At 66.0% G+C, this 19,721-nt stretch carries 17 protein-coding genes; 9 read left to right on the top strand and 8 right to left on the bottom strand.

Annotation, left to right across the window (positions count from 1 at the left end):
* The first annotated feature begins 211 nt into the window (after nucleotides 1-211).
* The 5 genes from AAHS21_RS17095 to tpiA all read left to right on the top strand — a co-directional run bounded on the left by AAHS21_RS17095 (nucleotide 212) and on the right by tpiA (nucleotide 5,325).
* Nucleotides 212-1,468: a helix-turn-helix domain-containing protein gene (locus tag AAHS21_RS17095; RefSeq protein WP_342928787.1), complete on the top strand. Its 1,257-nt coding sequence runs from the start codon at nucleotides 212-214 to the stop codon at nucleotides 1,466-1,468.
* Between the two features lie 368 nt (nucleotides 1,469-1,836).
* Complete coding sequence (locus tag AAHS21_RS17090; RefSeq protein ID WP_342928786.1) at nucleotides 1,837-2,115, top strand: hypothetical protein; 279 nt, start codon at nucleotides 1,837-1,839, stop codon at nucleotides 2,113-2,115.
* 166 nt (nucleotides 2,116-2,281) lie between these two features.
* Entirely contained in the window at nucleotides 2,282-3,301 is a 1,020-nt protein-coding gene (gene gap / locus AAHS21_RS17085; RefSeq protein WP_342928785.1) for a type I glyceraldehyde-3-phosphate dehydrogenase, read from the top strand.
* Between the two features lie 3 nt (nucleotides 3,302-3,304).
* Nucleotides 3,305-4,543: a phosphoglycerate kinase gene (locus AAHS21_RS17080; protein WP_342928784.1), complete on the top strand. Its 1,239-nt coding sequence runs from the start codon at nucleotides 3,305-3,307 to the stop codon at nucleotides 4,541-4,543.
* Complete coding sequence (tpiA, locus tag AAHS21_RS17075) at nucleotides 4,540-5,325, top strand: triose-phosphate isomerase (protein ID WP_342928783.1); 786 nt, start codon at nucleotides 4,540-4,542, stop codon at nucleotides 5,323-5,325. The genes AAHS21_RS17080 and tpiA overlap by 4 nt, the downstream gene beginning before the upstream one ends.
* Before the next feature lie 31 nt (nucleotides 5,326-5,356).
* Here the strand turns inward: tpiA and AAHS21_RS17070 are convergent, their stop codons facing one another.
* A complete protein-coding gene (locus AAHS21_RS17070) occupies nucleotides 5,357-6,460 on the bottom strand; it encodes an FAD-dependent monooxygenase (RefSeq protein ID WP_342928782.1) in 1,104 nt (367 codons plus the stop codon).
* A 77-nt stretch (nucleotides 6,461-6,537) separates the two neighbouring features.
* Nucleotides 6,538-7,647: an FAD-dependent monooxygenase gene (locus AAHS21_RS17065; RefSeq protein ID WP_342928781.1), complete on the bottom strand. Its 1,110-nt coding sequence runs from the start codon at nucleotides 7,645-7,647 to the stop codon at nucleotides 6,538-6,540.
* 73 nt (nucleotides 7,648-7,720) lie between these two features.
* Here AAHS21_RS17065 and AAHS21_RS17060 point away from each other — a divergent pair, with 73 nt between their 5' ends.
* The 4 genes from AAHS21_RS17060 to AAHS21_RS17045 all read left to right on the top strand — a co-directional run bounded on the left by AAHS21_RS17060 (nucleotide 7,721) and on the right by AAHS21_RS17045 (nucleotide 12,383).
* Nucleotides 7,721-8,332 (top strand): TetR/AcrR family transcriptional regulator, encoded by a 612-nt coding sequence (locus AAHS21_RS17060; RefSeq protein ID WP_342928780.1) that lies wholly within the window; start codon nucleotides 7,721-7,723, stop codon nucleotides 8,330-8,332.
* 93 nt (nucleotides 8,333-8,425) lie between these two features.
* Nucleotides 8,426-8,659, top strand: coding sequence for a preprotein translocase subunit SecG (gene secG, locus AAHS21_RS17055; protein WP_036468630.1), 234 nt, complete (start codon nucleotides 8,426-8,428; stop codon nucleotides 8,657-8,659).
* 52 nt (nucleotides 8,660-8,711) lie between these two features.
* Complete coding sequence (gene ppc / locus AAHS21_RS17050) at nucleotides 8,712-11,531, top strand: phosphoenolpyruvate carboxylase (RefSeq protein WP_342928779.1); 2,820 nt, start codon at nucleotides 8,712-8,714, stop codon at nucleotides 11,529-11,531.
* Nucleotides 11,532-11,558: 27 nt separating this feature from the next.
* Nucleotides 11,559-12,383, top strand: coding sequence for a DUF1206 domain-containing protein (locus AAHS21_RS17045; protein ID WP_342928778.1), 825 nt, complete (start codon nucleotides 11,559-11,561; stop codon nucleotides 12,381-12,383).
* A gap of 105 nt (nucleotides 12,384-12,488) precedes the next feature.
* Here the strand turns inward: AAHS21_RS17045 and AAHS21_RS17040 are convergent, their stop codons facing one another.
* The 6 genes from AAHS21_RS17040 to tkt all read right to left on the bottom strand — a co-directional run bounded on the left by AAHS21_RS17040 (nucleotide 12,489) and on the right by tkt (nucleotide 19,479).
* On the bottom strand, nucleotides 12,489-12,887 hold the full coding sequence (locus AAHS21_RS17040; RefSeq protein WP_342928956.1) for an ATPase: 399 nt from the start codon (nucleotides 12,885-12,887) through the stop codon (nucleotides 12,489-12,491).
* 175 nt (nucleotides 12,888-13,062) lie between these two features.
* Complete coding sequence (gene pgl, locus AAHS21_RS17035; RefSeq protein WP_342928777.1) at nucleotides 13,063-13,812, bottom strand: 6-phosphogluconolactonase; 750 nt, start codon at nucleotides 13,810-13,812, stop codon at nucleotides 13,063-13,065.
* A complete protein-coding gene (opcA, locus tag AAHS21_RS17030) occupies nucleotides 13,809-14,720 on the bottom strand; it encodes a glucose-6-phosphate dehydrogenase assembly protein OpcA (protein WP_342928955.1) in 912 nt (303 codons plus the stop codon). The genes pgl and opcA overlap by 4 nt, the downstream gene beginning before the upstream one ends.
* Nucleotides 14,717-16,258 (bottom strand): glucose-6-phosphate dehydrogenase, encoded by a 1,542-nt coding sequence (zwf, locus tag AAHS21_RS17025; RefSeq protein ID WP_342928776.1) that lies wholly within the window; start codon nucleotides 16,256-16,258, stop codon nucleotides 14,717-14,719. Before zwf ends, opcA begins: the two co-directional genes overlap by 4 nt.
* Nucleotides 16,255-17,373, bottom strand: a complete 1,119-nt coding sequence (gene tal, locus AAHS21_RS17020) for a transaldolase (RefSeq protein WP_342928775.1) — start codon at nucleotides 17,371-17,373, stop codon at nucleotides 16,255-16,257. The genes zwf and tal overlap by 4 nt, the downstream gene beginning before the upstream one ends.
* Nucleotides 17,374-17,388: 15 nt before the next feature.
* A complete protein-coding gene (gene tkt / locus AAHS21_RS17015; RefSeq protein WP_342928774.1) occupies nucleotides 17,389-19,479 on the bottom strand; it encodes a transketolase in 2,091 nt (696 codons plus the stop codon).
* Nucleotides 19,480-19,721: the final 242 nt, after the last annotated feature.

Genomic DNA, 19,721 nt, shown 5'->3' with positions numbered 1-19,721 from the left:
TCGAATTTACCGATCTCGGGGTCTGCACTGTCGCTCGCGCCCACTTCGCTCACCGATGCCCCCTTTGGCGTCGCTCGAGAGTTCCCGCGTTGAGTCCCTAGATGGTAGCTAGGGCTTTGGATTGGATGGCCAACAGGCAAACAGTCTTACCTTCGGAGTCCCGGTCGCGCACAGTGGTGGATGCGGCATAACGGGACGGAAGGTGGCCGGCATGGTCGATGTTATTGCGGACCCGATGTCGGTGATCGCCCGGGAGATGGACCGTATCCGCGAGGACTTCATCGCCGAGGTCTTCGACGAGATCAAGGCCGAGAATCGGGACCTCGACTACGACGCCGCCATGCTGGATCTGTGGCGGGCCAGCCTCACCGACAGTGTGGTCGCCGGTATCGACTTCTTGGCCAAGGGTGCGACGGACTGGTTGGAGGCCCCGGCGGCGTCGGTCGCCTACGTGCGGGCCGCCGCGCGGCGCGACGTTCCGTTGTCGGTGCTGGTGCGGGCCCACCGCATCGTGCACTCGCGTTTCCTGGAGGCGGCGACACGGTTCGTGGCACTGGTAGAGCCGGCGCGGCAGGTGCCGACGATCGTCGACCTGGTGTCTCGATCGGCGAGCTTCGTCGACGCCGTGGCCGATCAGTTGACCGTCTCCTATGAGCTGGAGCGCGACGAATGCGTCGGCGACCGGGGCGGCCGACAGCCGGTCGATGAGGCGCGCGACAACATCCCGATCGCCGCGCAGGTGGCCGACAGCGTGTTGACGTATCCGTTGGACGGTGTGCACATCGCCGCGGCGCTGTGGGTCGACGAGCTCATGGCGCCCGCGGAGGTGGTGGCGTCGTTCGATCGGGTGCGACGCGCGGTCGGCGCCGCAGTGGGCGCGGTGAACGGCACGTTGCTGGTGCCGACGCATGACCGCGAGGCGCGGTTGTGGTTTGCGCTCGACGATTCTGGCAAACCGGAGATCGACCAGTCCCGGGTGCGAACGGCTTTCGAGTCCACGGGAGTGCGAGCCGGTCTGGCATTTGGCCGGGTACAAGACGGGCAAAGCGGATTCCGGGCATCGCTGAAACAGGCGGAGCGGGTGAAGGCGGTCGCTTTTGCCGGCCGATCGGAGGCCAGGGTGGTTTTCTACCGAGAGGTTGCGCCAATTGCGTTGATGGCAGGCGACTTGGACGAGCTGCGCTGCTTTGTCACCGATGTGCTCGGCGAGCTCGGGGACGACGACGAGCGCACCGGATGGTTGCGCGAAACGTTGCGCGAATTTCTATCCAGAAACCGAAGCCACGTTGCGACTGCTGAGGTAATGCAGTTGCCCCCCAACATCATTCGGGAGGCCGTGACGCGGGCCATGCACCTATGTGGGCACAGTTTCGACGATCCCGACGCGGTGTTGCGAGTGCAGATCGCGCTGGAGGTCTGCCGGTGGATGGCGCCGGCGTTATTGCACATGGCTCACGAATGTTGTTAGGAGCCACCAGCTCTGAGCCGTCGAAGTAGTCACCGCCTCCCAGCGGCTGACCTGGCGTTTATGCCCTGCTAGCAAAAGCGACCTAGTGTTGGTCGCCGAAGGATATGGCGCTGGCCGGATTCGGGGGGTTATGGTTACCGCGCTAAATAGTGAACAGCCGGTTGAGAGAAGAAGAGATGGACTTCGCTGGTTTGTCTGACGAGCGTGATGCACGCTCGGTCGCAGCGCACAGCTCGAGTGGTGCCCGTGACCGTCGCGGGCACCATTCTCGCGGTGCCGCGGTCCGTCGCGTTCCGGGGCATGTCCGGCAATCGGGGCCGCCGGTGACTGCCGGCCGGACTGTCGCTGCATCGGATCGCGCAACGGTTGTGGCCGACACCGCGGATCAGCGCCAGGCCGACTACTTTCTGCGTCTGTTGACCCAGAACCGCCGTCTGATCGACCAGCGGATCGAGGGTTACCACAAGGCGATTGCCGTAGCCGAAGCCAGAGGCGATGCCGAAAGCGCATGTGTCTTTCGCCGCACCGCTCGCATCGAGGAGCAGGAGCGCAAGGCGCTCGACAGCCTGATCGAGAACCTGCAGCGCCGATTTGTGGTCCAGCCCACAGTTGACCTGCCGCGGGGGCCGCGGCTGGTGGTCCGCTAGACCGCAATCACCGGTCTCAACCGCGCCGCCGGCCTGAGGCGGCGCGTTCCAACTCGGCTTTTGGCCTTCGTGGGTTCGGGACTGTTACCAGTTCAGCAACCGTTGCTACTACTGATCTAGGCTGACGCCCAGTGGTTCAACACCAGACTTACCGAGGGAGAGACAAGTGACGGTCCGAGTAGGTATCAACGGCTTCGGTCGCATCGGACGTAATTTCTATCGGGCGTTGCTTGCCCAGCGGGAGCAGGGCGGCGCCGATATCGAGGTGGTGGCGGTCAACGACCTCACCGATAACGCCACGCTTGCGCATCTGCTGAAATTCGACTCGATCCTGGGCCGGTTGCCCCACGATGTGACCCTTGAAGGTGAGGACACCATTGTGGTCGGCCCGGCCAAGATCAAAGCCCTGGAGGTCCGTGAGGGTCCGGCCGCGCTGCCGTGGGGTGATTTGGGTGTCGACGTCGTCGTCGAGTCCACCGGTATCTTCACCAACGCGGCCAAGGCCCGGGGCCACCTGGAGGCCGGTGCGAAGAAGGTGATCATCTCGGCTCCGGCGACCGACGAGGACATCACCATCGTGCTGGGGGTCAACGACGACAAGTACGACGGCAGCCAGAACATCATCTCCAACGCCTCGTGCACCACGAACTGTCTGGGTCCGGTCGCCAAGGTCCTGCACGACGAGTTCGGCATCGTCAAGGGCCTGATGACCACGATCCACGCCTACACCCAGGACCAGAACCTGCAGGACGGCCCGCACAAGGACCTGCGCCGTGCGCGTGCGGCCGCGCTGAACATCGTGCCGACCTCCACCGGTGCGGCCAAGGCCATCGGCCTGGTGTTGCCCGAATTGAAGGGCAAGCTCGACGGGTACGCGCTGCGGGTGCCGATCCCCACCGGCTCGGTCACCGACCTGACCGCCGAGCTGGCCAAGGCCGCCAGCGCCGAGCAGATCAACGCCGCGATGAAGGCCGCCGCCGAGGGCCCGCTCAAGGGCATCCTGAAGTACTACGACGCGCCGATCGTGTCCAGCGACATCGTCACCGACCCGCACAGCTCGATCTTCGACTCGGGCTTGACCAAGGTGATCGACAACCAGGCCAAGATCGTGTCGTGGTACGACAACGAGTGGGGATACTCCAACCGACTCGTTGACCTGGTCACACTGGTCGGCAAGTCGCTGTAAACCGTGAGCGTCCCAAACCTCGAAGACCTGCTGTCCGAGGGTGTTTCGGGTCGCGCCGTGCTGGTGCGCTCCGACCTCAATGTCCCGCTCAACGATGCCGGCGAAATCACCGACCAGGGCCGGATCACCGCGTCGGTCCCGACGCTGAAGGCACTGCTGGACGGCGGTGCCAAGGTGGTGGTGACCGCGCACCTGGGACGCCCGAAGGACGGGCCCGACCCGAAGCTGTCGCTGGCGCCGGTCGCGGCAGCGCTCGGTGAGCAGCTGGGCCGGCACGTGCAGCTGGCGGGCGACGTCGTCGGAACCGATGCGCTGGCGCGTGCCGAGGGCCTGACTGACGGCGACATCCTGTTACTGGAGAACATCCGCTTCGACCCGCGCGAGACCAGCAAGGACGACGGCGAGCGGTTGTCGTTGGCCAAGAAACTCGCCGAATTGGTCTGGCCAGGAGGGGCTTTCGTTTCCGATGGCTTCGGTGTGGTGCACCGCAAGCAGGCCTCGGTGTATGACATCGCCACGCTGCTGCCGCACTACGCCGGCAAGCTGGTGGCCGATGAGATCGCGGTGCTCGAACAGCTGACGAGCTCGACGCGGCGGCCCTACGCGGTGGTGCTCGGCGGGTCGAAGGTGTCGGACAAACTCGGCGTCATCGAGTCGCTCGCGACCAAGGCCGACAGCATCGTGATCGGGGGCGGAATGTGCTTCACTTTCCTTGCTGCACAAGGCTATTCGGTAGGAAAGTCGCTGCTCGAAGAGGATATGGTCGAGACCTGCCGCAACCTGCTGGACACCTACGTCGACGTGCTGCGACTGCCCGGCGACATCGTGGTCACCGAGAAGTTCAGTGCCGATTCGCCTCCGCAGTTTGTTGCCGCCAATGCGATTCCGGACGATCTGATGGGCCTGGACATCGGCCCGGGGTCGGTGAAACGTTTTGGGGCGCTGCTGTCCAACGCTGAGACCGTGTTCTGGAACGGCCCGATGGGCGTCTTCGAATTCCCGGCTTATGCGGCCGGTACTCGGGGGGTGGCCGAGGCGATCGTCGCGGCGACCGGCAAGGGCGCCTTCAGCGTGGTGGGCGGTGGAGATTCCGCCGCGGCCGTGCGTGCGCTCGGGATCCCCGAGGGCGCCTTCTCGCACATCTCGACCGGTGGTGGCGCGTCGCTGGAATACCTGGAGGGCAAGGAGTTGCCCGGCATCGAGGTGTTGGGGCGCCCCCAGCCGAGCGGAGGAGACTCGTGAGCCGTAAGCCCCTGATCGCCGGCAACTGGAAGATGAACCTCAATCACTTCGAGGCCATCGCGCTGGTGCAGAAGATCGCATTTGCGTTGCCGGACAAGTACTTTGACAAGGTCGATGTCACGGTGCTGCCGCCGTTCACCAACCTGCGCAGCGTGCAGACCCTGGTCGACGGCGACAAGCTGCGGCTGACCTATGGCGCCCAGGACCTGTCGCAGCACGACTCCGGCGCCTACACCGGCGACATCAGCGGCACTTTCCTGGCCAAGCTGGGTTGCACCTTCGTGGTCGTCGGCCATTCGGAGCGGCGGACCTACCACCACGAGGACGACGCGCTGGTGGCCGCCAAAGCCGCCGCCGCGCTCAAGAACGGCCTGACCCCGATCGTGTGCGTCGGCGAGCACCTCGACATCCGGGAGGCCGGCGAGCATGTGAGCCACTGCGAGAAGCAGGTGCGTGAGTCGCTGGCCGGTCTGTCGGCCGAGCAGATCGGTCAGGTCGTGATCGCCTACGAGCCGGTCTGGGCGATCGGCACCGGCCGGGTGGCCAGCGCCGCAGACGCCCAGGAGGTCTGCGCGGCGATCCGCCGGCAGCTGGGCGAACTGGCGACACCCAAGATCGCCGACACCGTGCGGGTGCTCTACGGCGGCTCGGTCAACGCCAAGAACATCGGCGAGATCGTCGCGCAAGACGACGTCGACGGCGGGCTGGTCGGGGGAGCGTCGCTGGAGGGCGAGCAATTCGCGACCTTGGCGGCCATCGCCGCCGGTGGCCCGCTGCCCTAGTGTCGTTGTGGCCGAGCCGGACCGGTAGAACTCAGCCGGCGTGGGCTAGCGCGCGATTGCGTGCGTCGATGGCTTCCTGAGTGGCCGGAACCAGGAGGTCCCCGCCCGGACCGGCAGTGCCCTGCGCGTACCTGACGTGCGGGCGTTGATCACGCTCATATTGAGCGAACGCTGCATCCAGATCGTCGGCGTTCTCGGCCAATGCCTTTGCCAGTAGCCATGTTCCGGTGATGGCGAGGCTGGTTCCCCGCCCGGACATCGGGGATGCGCAGTGAGCCGCGTCGCCGACGAGCACGACCCGTCCCCGGTGCCACGACGGCATGTCGATCTGGCTCACGGAGTCGAAGTACAGTTCCGGGTCACGGCATGCCGCGTCGAGCAGTTCGGGCACCTGCCAGCGGCCGTGTCCGCCGAACTCGTCGGTGAGGATGCGCTTCTGCGCATCGAGGTCGTGGTAGTCGTAGTCGATCCAGGATGAGCGGAACTCCAGCACCGCCAGCGCCACGTCGCGATAGGTGACAATCCCGGCCATGTGGCCCGGGAAGTTGTAGATCGGGTTGGGGTCACCGGTCACGTGGTAGCGCGGCAAATTCGCCAGCGCGACGTAGAAGCCGAGATGACGCAGATACTGACGCTCAGGCCCGAAAATGAGCCGGCGCGTGGCAGAGTGCAGACCATCGGCACCCACTACCAGGTCATAGCGGGCCCGCTCGCCAGAGGCAAACAGTACGTCGACGCCGCGGCCGTCATCGCGCAGTTCGGTGACGGACTCGCCGAACCTCAACGCCACGGACGGCCCTAGACCAGTGCGCAGTACGTGCGCCAAGTCTTCTCGTGGGATTTCGGTGTCGTCAGCCGTGTCGTTGATCTCCGTGAGCGGTAGCTCGGCCACCCGGTCGCCGTTGCCGTTGACGAAGCAACCGCGTTGCGTCATGTCGACCTGCCGGGCCCGGATCTCATCGAGGATGCCCATCTGTTGGGCAACGGCCAATGACTCGCCACGGATGTCGATCGGTGATCCGTTGACCCGAAGATGTTGTGCGCGTTCGACAATGGTGACCTCATGCCCGGCGTTGCCCAGATTGATGCCCGCGGACAGCCCAGCCATGCCCGCGCCGGAAACCAGAATGCGCATGAGTAAACCCTTCGGATATAGGAAACATGGTGTATCCAATGAACGATAGCGATCGGCATTAGGAAACGCAATGCCTCTTATCTGTGCGCCTCGCCGCTCAAAGCCCGGTTGCGCGCGTCGATCTCGTCCTGAGTGGCGGGGGCCAGCAGGTCGCCACCGGGCGCAGCCGTCGCCTGGCAGCGGATCACGTGCGGCCGCTGATCGCGTTCGTATTGGTCCCACGCCCGGCCGAGGTCGCCGGGGTGCTCGCGCAACGCCCGTGCGAGGAACCAGGCGCCGGTCAAGGCCAGGCTGGTCCCGCGTCCGGAGAGGGTCGAGGCGCAGTGCGCGGCATCTCCCACGAGAACGACGCGACCGTTGTGCCAATCCGGCATCTTGATCTGGCTCTCGGAGTCGAAGTAGAGCTGCGGGTCTTCGACGGCGGCGTCGACCAATTCAGGAACTCGCCACTCGTCGTGGCCGGCGAACGCGTCGGCCAGGATGCGCTTGCCTGCCGCGAGGTCGTGGTAGTCGTAGTCGATCCATGATGAGCGGAACATGAAGAACGCCGACGCTTTTGCGTTATAGGACATGATCCCGACGATGTGTCCCGGGAAGTTGTACATCGGGTTTACCCGATCACTCGGGGGATGGCCGGGCAGCGTCGCCATCCCGGTGTAGAAGCCGAGGTGGTGCAGGAACTGCCGCTGCGGCCCGAACGTGAGCCGCCGCACGGCCGAGTGCATTCCGTCCGCCCCGACGACGAGGTCGTAGCGGTCGGTTGCTCCCGAGGAGAACCGTACGTCGACGCCGGATTCACCGCCGTCGAGTGCGGCGATGGATTCGCGGAGCCGCAATTGCGTCGAGGGCCCCAGCCGATCGCGCAGGAGGTCGATGAGGTCGTCGCGGGCGATCTCGACGTCATCGGGACTGTCGTTGATCTCGTTCGCCGGCAGTTCCGCTACCACCGTGCCGTCGCGGTCGACGAATTGCACCCGCTCGGTCATGTCGATGCTGCGCTGGTGGATCTGCCCGAGCAGGCCCATCTTGTCGGCTACGTCGATCGAGTCCCCACGAATGTCGATCGGCGGCGCGCTGCCCCCCAAATGGTCCGTGCGCTCGACGATGGCGACGTCATGGCCGTCGACACCGAGGTTGATCGCGGTGCTCAGGCCCGCGACACCGGCACCGGAGATGAGAATGCGCATCAGAAGGCCTTGTCCCGGCGATAGGATCCATTGCGTATCCAATAAACGGTAGCGATCAGCCTTAGGGAACGCAATGCCTCTTACCTCTCACGCCGCTCCGCAGCGTCGGCGCGGTGCCGCGCTCGAAAACGCGCTGCTGAACGCGGCCTGGGACGAACTGGATGAACGCGGCTATGACGACTTCACCATCGATGGCGTCGCCGCTCGGGCCCGCACCAGTCGCGCGGTGCTGTACCGACGCTGGCCGGGAAAGCCGGAACTGGTGTACGCCGCGTTGATTGCCGCGACCAAGAAGGATCCACTTACGGTGCCGGACACCGGCAGTCTGCGGGGCGACGTGATCAATCTGCTGCGGCAGGCCAACAGCCAACGCGGCCATCTGGCCATCACCGTGATGACCCGGCTCGGCGGTTTCTACCGCGATACCGGTACCAACCTCGCCGAACTGCGCAACCTGCTGGAGCGTGAGAGCGGCGCCACCATGAACAAACTCATCGCGCGCGCCATCGCTCGCGGGGAAATCCGGCCCGGCCAGATCCATGGCCGAGTTGCACAGCTACCCACCGACCTGCTTCGCCACGACATATTGGTCACGTTGGCACCCCTGACGGACGAAGCCATTGAGGAGATTGTGGACGCGGTGTTCTTGCCCCTCGTCCGGCTGGGCGCCGACGACGACACCTAGGTGTGGCGGGCCGCGACGTCGTCAAGACCTTCCCGTCCGGGTCATCGGTCGGCCTCGCGAGGCGGGTTCCTGCAACCCGGTAAGCTGTCCGTCATGGTTTTGGCCTTACAGATCACCCTGGTGGTCACCAGCATCCTGGTGGTGCTGCTGGTGCTACTGCACCGCGCCAAGGGTGGTGGCCTGTCCACGCTGTTCGGCGGTGGTGTGCAGTCCAGCCTGTCCGGATCCACAGTGGTGGAGAAGAACCTGGACCGGCTGACGGTGTTCGTAGTGGGAATCTGGCTGGTGTGCATCATCGGCATGGCACTGCAGATCAAGTACCGCTGACCCGACGTTACTCGGCAAGCGGGTAACGCCGTGGGCACCGATACTGGATCGCATGGTTTCTGAGCCCGTCGCCGAGGTTGTTCCCGAGGCCGCGCTGGAGCCGATCGGTGCCGTGCAGCGGACCCGCGTCGGCCGCGAGGCAACCGAGCCGATGCGCGCCGACATCAGGATGCTCGGCACCATCCTCGGCGACACCGTGCGCGAGCAGAACGGCGACGAGGTATTCGAGTTGGTGGAACGCGCCCGGGTGGAATCCTTCCGGGTGCGCCGCTCCGAGATCGACCGGGCCGAGATCTCCCACATGTTCGACGGCATCGACATCCACTTGGCGATCCCGATCATCCGGGCGTTCAGCCACTTCGCGTTGCTGGCCAACGTCGCCGAAGACATCCACCGGGAGCGCCGGCGTCATATCCACGTCGACGCCGGCGAACCGCCGCAAGACAGCAGCCTGGCCGCCACCTACGCGAAACTGGATTCCGCGGAACTGGATTCGGCCACCGTGGCCGAGGCGCTCCAGGGTGCGCTCGTTTCTCCGGTCATCACCGCCCACCCCACCGAGACTCGCCGGCGCACCGTCTTCGTTGCCCAGCACCGGATCACCGAGCTGATGCGACTGCACGCCGAGGGGCACCGGGAAACCGGCGATGGCCGCAGCATCGAGCGTGAGCTGCGCCGCCAGGTGCTCACACTCTGGCAGACCGCGCTGATCCGGCTGTCCCGGCTGCAGATCACCGACGAAATCGACGTCGGCCTGCGGTATTACCAGGCCGCACTGTTCGAGGTGATCCCGCAGGTCAATTCCGGGGTTCGCGACGCGCTGCGCGCCCGCTGGCCCGGGGCTGAGCTGCTATCGGCGCCCATCCTGCAGCCCGGCTCGTGGATCGGCGGTGACCGCGACGGGAACCCGAACGTCACTGCCGCGGTGGTGCGCCGGGCCACCGCCAGCGCCGCGTTCACCGCGCTGGCGCATTACCTGGCTGAGCTCACCGAACTCGAGCAGGAGCTCTCGATGTCGGCGCGATTGATCAGTGTCACAACGGAATTGACGACTCTGGAGCAGAGCTGCCCGGAGCAGGCCAGGGCCGACGAGCCGTATCGGCGGGCCGTGCGGGTGATTCGTGGCCGGCTCAGTGCGACGGCCACCCAGATCCTGGATGACGAACCGCAGCAACTGCTCGACCTGGGCCTGGAACCGTACGCCACGCCGGACGAACTGAGGGTCGACCTCGACACCATCGACGATTCGCTGCGCACTCACGGCTGCGCCCTGCTGGCCGAAGATCGGCTGGGCCTATTGCGAGAAGGCGTGCACGTCTTCGGGTTTCACCTGTGCGGTCTGGACATGCGGCAAAACTCGGACGTGCACGAGGAAGTGGTCGCCGAGCTGCTGGCCTGGGCCGGGGTGCACCCGGACTACCGTTCGCTGCCCGAAGACGAGCGAGTCGAGCTGTTGGCGGATGAACTGACCACCCGGCGCCCGCTGCTCAGCGACCGTGCGGAGTTGTCCGAGCTGGCCCACCAGGAATTGAGCGTGGTCGAGGCCGCCGCCTTCGCCGTCAAGCGGTACGGTCCGGCGGCGGTGCCCAACTACGTCATCTCGATGTGTCAGTCCGTCTCGGACGTGCTGGAGGCCGCGCTGCTGCTGAAGGAAACGGGACTACTCGATGTTTCCGGGCCGCAACCCTATTGCCCGGTAGGCATTTCGCCGCTGTTCGAGACGATCGATGATCTGCACAACGGTGCGGCGATACTGCAGGCGATGCTGGAGCTGCCGATCTACCGGTCGTTGGTGGCCGCCCGCGGGGACAGCCAAGAGGTGATGCTCGGCTACTCCGACTCGAACAAGGACGGCGGTTATCTGACCGCGAACTGGGCGGTGTATCGGGCCGAGCTGGCGTTGGCAGAGGTGGCCCGCAAGACCGGAATTCGGTTGCGGCTCTTTCATGGCCGCGGCGGCACCGTCGGCCGCGGCGGTGGCCCCAGTTATCAGGCCATCCTGGCCCAGCCGCCCGGGGCGGTGAACGGTTCACTACGGCTGACCGAACAGGGCGAGGTGATCGCGGCCAAGTACGCCGAACCGCTGTTGGCGCAACGGAATCTGGAGAGCCTGGTGGCGGCCACGCTGGAGTCGACGCTGCTGGATGTGGAGGGCCTGGGCGACGAGGCCGAGCCGGCCTACGCGGTGCTCGACGAGATCGCGACGCTGGCCCGCGAGGCGTACTCCGAATTAGTCCACGAGACACCGGGTTTCGTCGAGTACTTCAAGGCGTCCACGCCGGTCAGTGAGATCGGGTCGCTGAACATCGGCAGCCGTCCGACCTCGCGCAAGCCGACCGAGTCGATCGCGGACCTTCGTGCCATTCCGTGGGTGCTGGCATGGAGCCAGTCGCGGGTGATGCTGCCCGGCTGGTATGGCACCGGATCGGCATTCGCAAAGTGGATCGCCGCGGGACCCGAAGGCGAGCGAGTCGAAGTCCTGCACGATCTGTATCAGCGGTGGCCGTTCTTCCGCAGCGTGTTGTCCAACATGGCGCAGGTGCTGGCCAAGAGCGACCTGGGGCTGGCGGCGCGATACGCGGAATTGGTGGCCGATGAGTCGTTGCGGCGCAGGGTGTTCGGCAAGATCGCCGACGAACATCAGCGGACGATCGCGATGCACAAGCTGATCACCGGGCAGGACGACCTGCTGGCCGACAACGCGGCGCTGGCTCGTTCGGTGTTCAACCGCTTCCCGTATCTAGAGCCGCTGAACCACCTGCAGGTGGAGCTGCTTCGGCGGTACCGCTCGGGCGACGACGACGAATTGGTGCAGCGCGGAATCCTGCTGACGATGAACGGGTTGGCCAGCGCGTTACGGAACAGCGGCTAGCGGGCATAGGGCAGGGGAGGAGGTCCCATGTCCGCATCGATGCCATCCGATCACACGTCGGCGATGACCCCGGCCCGCTTCGCCCAGAACGAGCTCTTCGAGCGGCTGGCACGTGGCGGGTTCGTGGTGAGCGGACTGCTGCACCTGGTCGTCGGATACCTCGCCATCCGAATCGCATTCGGCGAGGCCGGTACCGCCGATCAAACGGGCGCGCTGGCCACCCTGGCAAGCAAGCCGGGCGGGCCCGTCGCGCTGTGGTTCGCGGCCGCCGCTCTGCTGGTGCTAGGTCTGTGGCGGCTCGTCGAGACCGCCCTCGGCCGATCCAGCGACCAGCGGGACGGCGCGTCGTCGAGCGCACTGGATCGGGCTAAAGCATTCTCGCTCGCGGTCGTCTATGTCGCGCTGGCGTATTCGGCGCTCGGTTTCGCGCGCGGCGCCGGCAAGTCTGCCGGTCAGCAGAATTCGACGATCAGCGCGCGGCTGATGCAGAGCACGGTCGGCACGATTGCCCTGGTGGTCTGCGGCGTGATCGTCATCGCGGTGGGTGGCTACCACGTCTACAAGGGCGCCAGCCGCAACTTCGTCGACGATCTGGAAGGCAAGTCCGGCAACGTGGTCCGGCGTCTGGGCATCGTCGGCTACGTCGCCAAAGGGGTGGTGATCGCCGGCGCGGGCGTGCTGGTCATCGTCGCCGCATTGTTATCGCAGCCGGAGAAGGCCGCTGGGCTGGACGCGGCCCTCAAGACGCTGGGTGCTCAACCGTACGGACGGATTCTGCTGGTCGCCGCCGGCCTTGGCATCATCACCTACGGTTTCTACAGCTTCGCGATGGCCCGGCGGACCAAGATGTAGCGGTCGGCTAGCGCGCCGCGAAGTATCGGTGGCCGGAACGTCCCACGGCAGACCGGTGCCAGCGGCGTAGGGCGGTGCGGGCGCCGGCTCGGCGCCGGTCACGGCCTACCGCGTCGGCCGGTTGCGCAGCCGGTCCACCACACCGCGTAGCGCATGCTCGGTCACCGCCAGCGGCGACATCACCGTCTCGCCGACGCTCACGATGTAGTCGATGCGTCGGACGATCGCCTCCACTGGCTCCACCAGCGAGATCAGGCGTTTGGCGAGCTCGTCCAGGCTTTCCATCGTTCCTTCGAGGTGGTCCAAGCCGCCGTCCAGGCGCTCGACCGTGCCGTTCAACCGGGTCAGGGAACTGCTCAGCTCATTCATGGTTCTGCCGAGACTGTCGAGGACGTCCTCGACCTGCTCGACCGTCTTGTCGGCGTTCAGAGCAGCCTGAGTGAGCGTCTTGATCCGGTTTCGCTCAGGCCCGTTGCGCACCGATCTGTCTGCCATGTCGCTAATTATGACCGGGACGGAACCGGGGAAAACCTCTGAACATCGAATTGGTTGTGCAAAAACAACATTGTGACGGTGACCGGCGTGCCGGCCTGACCCGAGGCTGCGGCTGTGAGGTGACGCGGCGGCTGGAGGAGTACGCGGCCGGCTATGCCGACGCGAAGGCGAAGCGGGCGGGGTCCTAGGACCGGGCGGGCAGCTTGGCGGCGGCGTCCTCGTCGAGCAGCCAGAGCGTCGTCTCGAGCCCGATGGCACCCGCGGCCGGAATATCCACCGGCTTGGCGCCACCGATGGCGGCGGCGGCCGCATCGCCCTTGGCTGCTCCCGAGACCATCAGCCACACCTCACGGGAACGCCGGATCGCCGGGATCGTTAAGGTGATTCGTTGCGGCGGGGGCTTGGGGGAGTCGTCGACCGACACCACCATGCGGCTGGTCTCACGCACCGCTGCGGTGTCGGGGAACAGCGAGTTGATGTGGCCCTCGGGTCCCATGCCCAGCAGATGGACGTCGAAATTCGGTACCTGCTCGCCGGGCTCGGCGTTGGCGGCCAGTAGTTGTTCATAGGCGAGCGCCGCGGCGGCGAGATCGCTGCCGAATTCCCCGTCGCTGGCGGCCATCGGGTGCACGTTGCTCGCCGGGATGTCGATGTGATCAAGCAGGGCCTCGCGGGCCTGCTTCTCGTTGCGCTCGCCGTCGGCTAAAGGGACATAGCGTTCGTCGCCCCAGAAGAGGTGCACCTTCGACCAGTCGATCTGGTCGGCCTGAGCGCGCAGATATTTCAGCAGCCCGATGCCGTTACCGCCGCCGGTCAGCACGATCAGGGCGCGTCCGCGCGCCGCGACGGCGGCATGGATGGTCTCGACGAGCCGGCGGCCCGCCGCCTCGACCAATTGGTCGCCGTCCGGGAAAACTTCAACGGTTGTGCTCACGCGTATTGCACCTTATCGATTCCTTCGAGCGCGCTGAAGTAGACCTCGTCGGGGTCCAAGCGACGCATATCTTCGGCGAGACATTCACGGGTTTCCCTGCGCGCCAACGGAACGAGCGCATCCGGTCGGCCGGTCCGGCTCAGGGTCGCCGTCGTTCCCTCCTGCGGCCTGCTCAAGGTGATGGTTTCGCTCTTGCGCACCAGCTCGACTTTGAGCTCGCCGACCTCGCGGCGTACCGGCCCGTCGATCCGGCTGGCCAGCCAGCCCGCCAGGACGTCGAGCGAGGGTTCGGTGCGCAGACCGGAAACCAGCGCGGATTCGATCTTCTCGTGCGGTTTCTGGTCGACCGCGGAGGTGAGCAACGCCCGCCAGTAGGTGATCCGCGCCCAGGCCAGATCGGTGTCGCCGGCGGTGTATCCGGGTAACCGGCTCTTGATCGCCGACAGCGGGTCGTCGGTGTTGGTCGCATCGGTGATGCGGCGAATCGCCAACTTGCCCAACGGGTCTTGGGCGGGAACCGCGGGGGCGATATCGGGCCACCACACCACGACCGGGATATCGGGAAGCAGGAAAGGGATTACGACGCTGGCCGCGTGACCGGACAACGGGCCGGACAGCCGCAGCACCACCACCTCGCCGGCGCCGGCGTCGCCGCCGACTCGAACCTGAGCATCCAGGCGCGCATCATGGCCGTCGGTGTCGCCGGCCGCCACGACCAGGACCCGGCTGGGGTGTTCGTGGCTGGCGGCGTTGGCGGCCACGATGGCCTCTTCGAGCAGAGTGTCGTTGTCCGACTTGATGATCAGCGTCCCGACCCGGCCCATCATGACCACGCCGGCCTCTTCGCGCAGCGCGTCGAGCTTCTTGTTGACCGCGGTGGTGGTGGTGTCCAGCAGATCGACGATCACGGCCGCCGCCATTCGCGGCCGGTGCGGCGCAACATCTCATCCGCCGAGACCGGCCCCCAGGTGCCCGACTCGTATGGGTCGGGTTTTCCGTTCGACGCCCAATAGTCGAGGACGGGATCGAGTATCTGCCAAGCCAATTCGACCTCCTCGTTCACCGGGAACAGCGACGGCTCACCCAGCAGCACGTCCAAAATCAGCCGCTCATAGGCCTCGGGGGAGTCTTCGGCGAACGCCGAGCCGTAGGAGAAGTCCATGTTGACGTCGCGGACTTCCATCGAGCCCGGGACCTTGGAACCGAACCGCAGCGTGATGCCCTCGTCGGGCTGCACCCGGATGACCAGCGCGTTGGCGCCGAGCTCGTCGGTCATGGTGGCGTCGAACGGCAGATGCGGGGCGCGTTTGAAGACCAGGGCGATCTCGGTCACCCTGCGGCCCAATCGTTTTCCCGTGCGCAGGTAGAACGGCACCCCGGCCCAGCGGCGGGTGTCCACCTCGAGCGTGATGGCCGCGAAGGTTTCGGTGGTGGAGTCCTTGGAGAAGCCGTCCTCGTCGAGCAGTCCCACCACCTGCTGGCCGCCCTGCCAGCCGGCCGCATATTGGCCGCGGCTGGTGGTCTCGTCGATCGGCTGCGCGAGTTGGGTGGCGGAGAGGACCTTGATCTTCTCGGCCTGCAACGCCTGCGCATTGAAGCTCACCGGCTCTTCCATCGCGGTGAGCGCCAACAGCTGCATCAGGTGGTTCTGGATGACGTCGCGGGCCGCGCCGATACCGTCGTAGTAACCGGCGCGTCCGCCCAGCCCGATGTCCTCGGCCATCGTGATCTGCACGTGGTCGACGTAGTGCGCGTTCCAGATCGGGTCCCAGAGTTGATTGGCGAAGCGCAGCGCCAAGATGTTCTGGACCGTCTCCTTGCCGAGATAGTGGTCGATGCGGAACACCGACTCCTCGGGAAACACCGAGTTCACCACGTGGTTGAGATCGCAGGCACTCTTCAGGTCGTGGCCGAACGGCTTCTCGATGACGACCCGGCTCCAGCGGTCCTCTTGTGGGCGGGCCAGCCCGGAGGAGTGCAGCTGTTCGCACACCACCGGGAAGGACTTCGGCGGAATCGCCAGGTAGAACGCGTGATTGCCGCCGATCCCGCGCTCGACGTCGAGCTTGTCGAGTGTCTCCGCGAGCCGCGCGAACGCCTCGTCGTCGTCGAAGGCGCCCGACACGAACCGCAGTCCCTCGGCCAACCGTTCCCAAATGGCCTGCCGAAAGGGGGTGCGGCAGTACTGCTTGACGTCGTCGTGGATGACCTGGGCGAAGGCGTCATGATCCCAGTCCCGGCGGCCGAAGCCGACCAGCGAGAAGCTCGGTGGCAGCAGCCCGCGGTTGGCCAGGTCGTAGACCGCGGGCACCACCTTTTTGTGGGCCAGGTCGCCGGTGACGCCGAACAGCACCATGGCGCATGGCTCGGCGATCCTGGGCAGCCGCTTATCGTCTTTGTCCCGCAATGGGTTTTGCCATTGCGCGTTGTCCGCGCTCGGCGTCATTTGGTAGTGGTGCTCAGCTGCTTCTGTGTCTCGTCGAGCAACTCGGTCCACGATTCGACGAACTTCTCCACGCCTTCGTTCTCCAAGACCACAAACACGTCGGTCACGTCGATGCCGACCTCGGAGAGCTTGTCGAACACGCCCTGAGCCGCGTCGGCGGTGCCCGTGATGGTGTTGCCGCTGACCACGCCGTGGTCGGCGACGGCGTCAATCGTCTTCTCCGGCATGGTGTTCACCGTGAAGGGCGCGACCAGCTCGGTGACGTAAAGCGTGTCGGAGTAGTCGGGATTCTTGACACCGGTCGACGCCCACAGCGGCCGCTGCACGCGGGCACCGTCGGCCTTCAACGCCGCGAAGCGTTCGCCGTCGTCGAACACCTCCTGGTAGGCCGCGTAGGCCAGCCGGGCGTTGGCGACAGCGGCCTGGCCGCGCAAACCCAGTGCGTCCGGTGTGCCGATCGCTTCCAGGCGCTTGTCGATCTCGGTGTCCACCCGGGAGACGAAGAACGAAGCCACCGAGTGGATCTTGGACAGGTCGTGTCCGGCCTCGCGGGCCTTCTCCAGGCCGGCCAGGTAGGCGTCCATCACCTGGCGGTGCCGCTCGACGGAGAAGATCAGCGTGACGTTGACCGAAATCCCTTCGGCGAGAACGGCAGTGATGGCCGGGATGCCCGCCTTGGTGGCCGGGATCTTGATCAGCAGGTTCGGCCGGTCGACGATCTTCCACAGCTCGATGGCCTGCGCGGTGGTCTTGTCGGTTTCGGCGGCCAGTCGCGGGTCCACCTCGATGGACACTCGCCCGTCCACGCCGTCGGACGCCTCCCACTGTGGCCGCAGCACATCGCACGCGGTGCGCACGTCGTCAGTGGTGATGGTGCGGATGGTGGCGTCCACGTCCGCGCCCCGCTCGGCCAGCTCGGCGATCTGGGAGTCGTAGGTGTCGCCGTCGGCAAACGCCTTCTGGAAGATGGACGGGTTGGTGGTCACGCCGACGACACTCTTGGTGTCGATCAGCTCCTGCAGGTTGCCCGACTGCAGCCGCTGACGCGACAGGTCGTCAAGCCATACGGACACGCCCGCGGCGGCCAGCGCCGCGAGGTTGGGGTTCTGGGTCATCTGAATCAGCCTTTCTCAGTTGTCGACTACTTCTTCCGCGGCGGCAGCGACGGCCTCCGCGGTGAAGCCGAACTCACGGAACAATGTCTTGGCGTCGGCGGATTCGCCGTAGTGCTCGATCGAAACGATCTTCCCGGTGTCGCCGACGAGCTTGTGCCACGGCTGCGCGATGCCTGCCTCGACGGCCACCCGCGCCGAGACCGACGGCGGCAGCACGCTGTCGCGGTACTCGGCCGGCTGGGACTCGAACCATTCGACACAGGGCATCGACACCACCCGAGCGAGGATGTCCTTGTCCGCCAACAGCTTTGCGGCGTCGACCGCAAGCTGGACCTCGGAGCCGGTGGCGATCAGAACGACGTCGGGTTCTTCGTCGCCCTCGTTGCTCAGCACATAGCCACCGCGGGCGACGCCCTCGATGTTGGTGCCCTCGAGGACCGGCACACCCTGACGGGTCAGGATCAGGCCGACCGGTCCGCTTCCGTTGCCGCGTGCCAGGATCGTGCGCCACGCGTAGGCCGTTTCGTTGGCATCGGCCGGACGCACCACCGACAGCTTCGGGATGGCCCGCAGCGCTGCCAGGTGCTCGATGGGTTGGTGGGTCGGACCGTCCTCGCCCAGACCGATGGAGTCGTGCGTCCACACGTAGATGGTGTCGATGTCCATCAGCGACGCCAGCCGCACCGCGGGGCGCATGTAGTCCGAGAACTGCAGGAAGGTACCGCCGTAGGCACGGGTCGGGCCGTGCAGCACGATGCCGGACAGGATCGACCCCATCGCGTGTTCGCGAATACCGAAGTGCAGGGTGCGGCCGTACCAGTCGGCCGTGTAGTCCTTCGTCGTGATCGACGGTGGGCCAAAGGATTTCACGCCATCCATGGTGGTGTTGTTGCTGCCCGCCAGGTCGGCCGAACCGCCCCACAGCTCGGGGAGCTTCGGTCCCAGCGCGGAGAGCACCTTGCCCGACGCCGCGCGGGTGGCCAGCGCCTTGGATCCGGGCTCCCAGTACGGGATGTCGGCGTCCCAGCCGTCGGGCAGTTCCTCCGCCGTCAACCGGTCCAGCAGCGCCTTGCGCTCGGGTTCCCGCTGCGCCCAGGCGTCGAACTCCGCTTGCCACTTCTCGTGCGCCTCTTTGCCGCGGTCCACCAGCTTGCGGGTGTGGGCGATGACGTCGTCGCGCACCTCGAAGGTCTTGTCGGGGTCGAACCCGAGAATCTTCTTGACCTCCGCGATCTCTTCGTCGCCCAGCGCCGCGCCGTGCGCCTTGCCGGTGTTCATCAGGTTCGGTGCCGGGTAGCCGATGATGGTGCGCAGCGAGATGAACGACGGCTTGTCGATGACGGCCTTGGCGTTGGCGATGGCCTCCTCGATACCGACGACGTTCTCCCCACCCTCGACTTCCTGCACGTGCCAGCCGTAGGCGCGGTAGCGCGCCGCGGTGTCCTCGCACAACGCGATGTCGGTGTCGTCCTCGATCGAGATCTGATTGCGGTCGTAGAACACGATCAGATTGCCGAGCTGCTGCACCGCCGCCAGCGAGGACGCCTCGGAGGTGACGCCCTCCTCGATGTCGCCGTCGGAGGCGATCACGTAGATGTAGTGGTCGAACGGGCTTTCGCCGGGCGCGGCGTCCGGGTCGAACAGACCGCGCTCGTAGCGCGCCGCCATCGCCATGCCGACCGAGGACGCCAGACCCTGCCCGAGCGGACCGGTGGTGATCTCAACGCCCTTGGTGTGCCGAAACTCCGGGTGGCCCGGGGTCTTCGAGCCCCAGGTGCGCAGCGACTCGATGTCGGACAGTTCGAGGCCGAACCCGCCGAGGTAGAGCTGCAGGTACAACGTCAGGCTGCTGTGCCCTGCCGACAGGATGAATCTGTCCCGCCCCAACCAATGCGGATCGCTGGGATCGTGGGTCATGGCGCGCTGGAACAGCGTGTAGGCCAGCGGGGCCAGGCTCATCGCGGTCCCGGGGTGGCCATTGCCGACCTTCTGGACCGCGTCGGCGGCCAGCACTCGCACGGTGTCGACGGCGGCCGAGTCGATCTCGGCCCAGTCGTCTGGGTGCTGCGGTCGGGTCAGCGTGGAGATCTCTTCAAGAGTGGTCACAGGCGTCAGTCCTTGGGGTGGCCGTAAACAGAGCGCGGATCAGTCTTCACCCTAGTGCGGGAGTGGCAGCGTTTGCAGTGCGGGTTTGTGGGTAATCCCCGGTGCCGTCGTGGACATGACGCGCAGGCGTCGCCGAACTTGCGATCAGTGCCGTCGGCGGGAAATTCTGTGTGAATAGACCCTCGAGGCTGGCCGCGGTGACAGCGCGGTCTACCATCGTGCGTAGTAGATCCTGCGCCCCG

Origin of the sequence: Mycobacterium sp. 050272 (genome assembly GCF_039023525.1) — a bacterium.
GTDB lineage: Bacteria > Actinomycetota > Actinomycetes > Mycobacteriales > Mycobacteriaceae > Mycobacterium.
Note: the sequence above shows the minus strand (reverse complement) of the source record. Positions and strands in the feature narration are given on the sequence as shown.

Coding starts and splice junctions, on each gene's coding strand:
- AAHS21_RS17095 (WP_342928787.1), top strand. CDS start 212: ATGGTCGATGTTATTGCGGACCCGATGTCGGTGATCGCCCGGGAGATG.
- AAHS21_RS17070 (WP_342928782.1), bottom strand. CDS start 6,460: ATGCGCATTCTGGTTTCCGGCGCGGGCATGGCTGGGCTGTCCGCGGGC.
- AAHS21_RS17065 (WP_342928781.1), bottom strand. CDS start 7,647: ATGCGCATTCTCATCTCCGGTGCCGGTGTCGCGGGCCTGAGCACCGCG.
- AAHS21_RS17060 (WP_342928780.1), top strand. CDS start 7,721: ATGCCTCTTACCTCTCACGCCGCTCCGCAGCGTCGGCGCGGTGCCGCG.
- secG (WP_036468630.1), top strand. CDS start 8,426: ATGGTTTTGGCCTTACAGATCACCCTGGTGGTCACCAGCATCCTGGTG.
- ppc (WP_342928779.1), top strand. CDS start 8,712: ATGGTTTCTGAGCCCGTCGCCGAGGTTGTTCCCGAGGCCGCGCTGGAG.
- AAHS21_RS17045 (WP_342928778.1), top strand. CDS start 11,559: ATGTCCGCATCGATGCCATCCGATCACACGTCGGCGATGACCCCGGCC.
- zwf (WP_342928776.1), bottom strand. CDS start 16,258: ATGACGCCGAGCGCGGACAACGCGCAATGGCAAAACCCATTGCGGGAC.
- tal (WP_342928775.1), bottom strand. CDS start 17,373: ATGACCCAGAACCCCAACCTCGCGGCGCTGGCCGCCGCGGGCGTGTCC.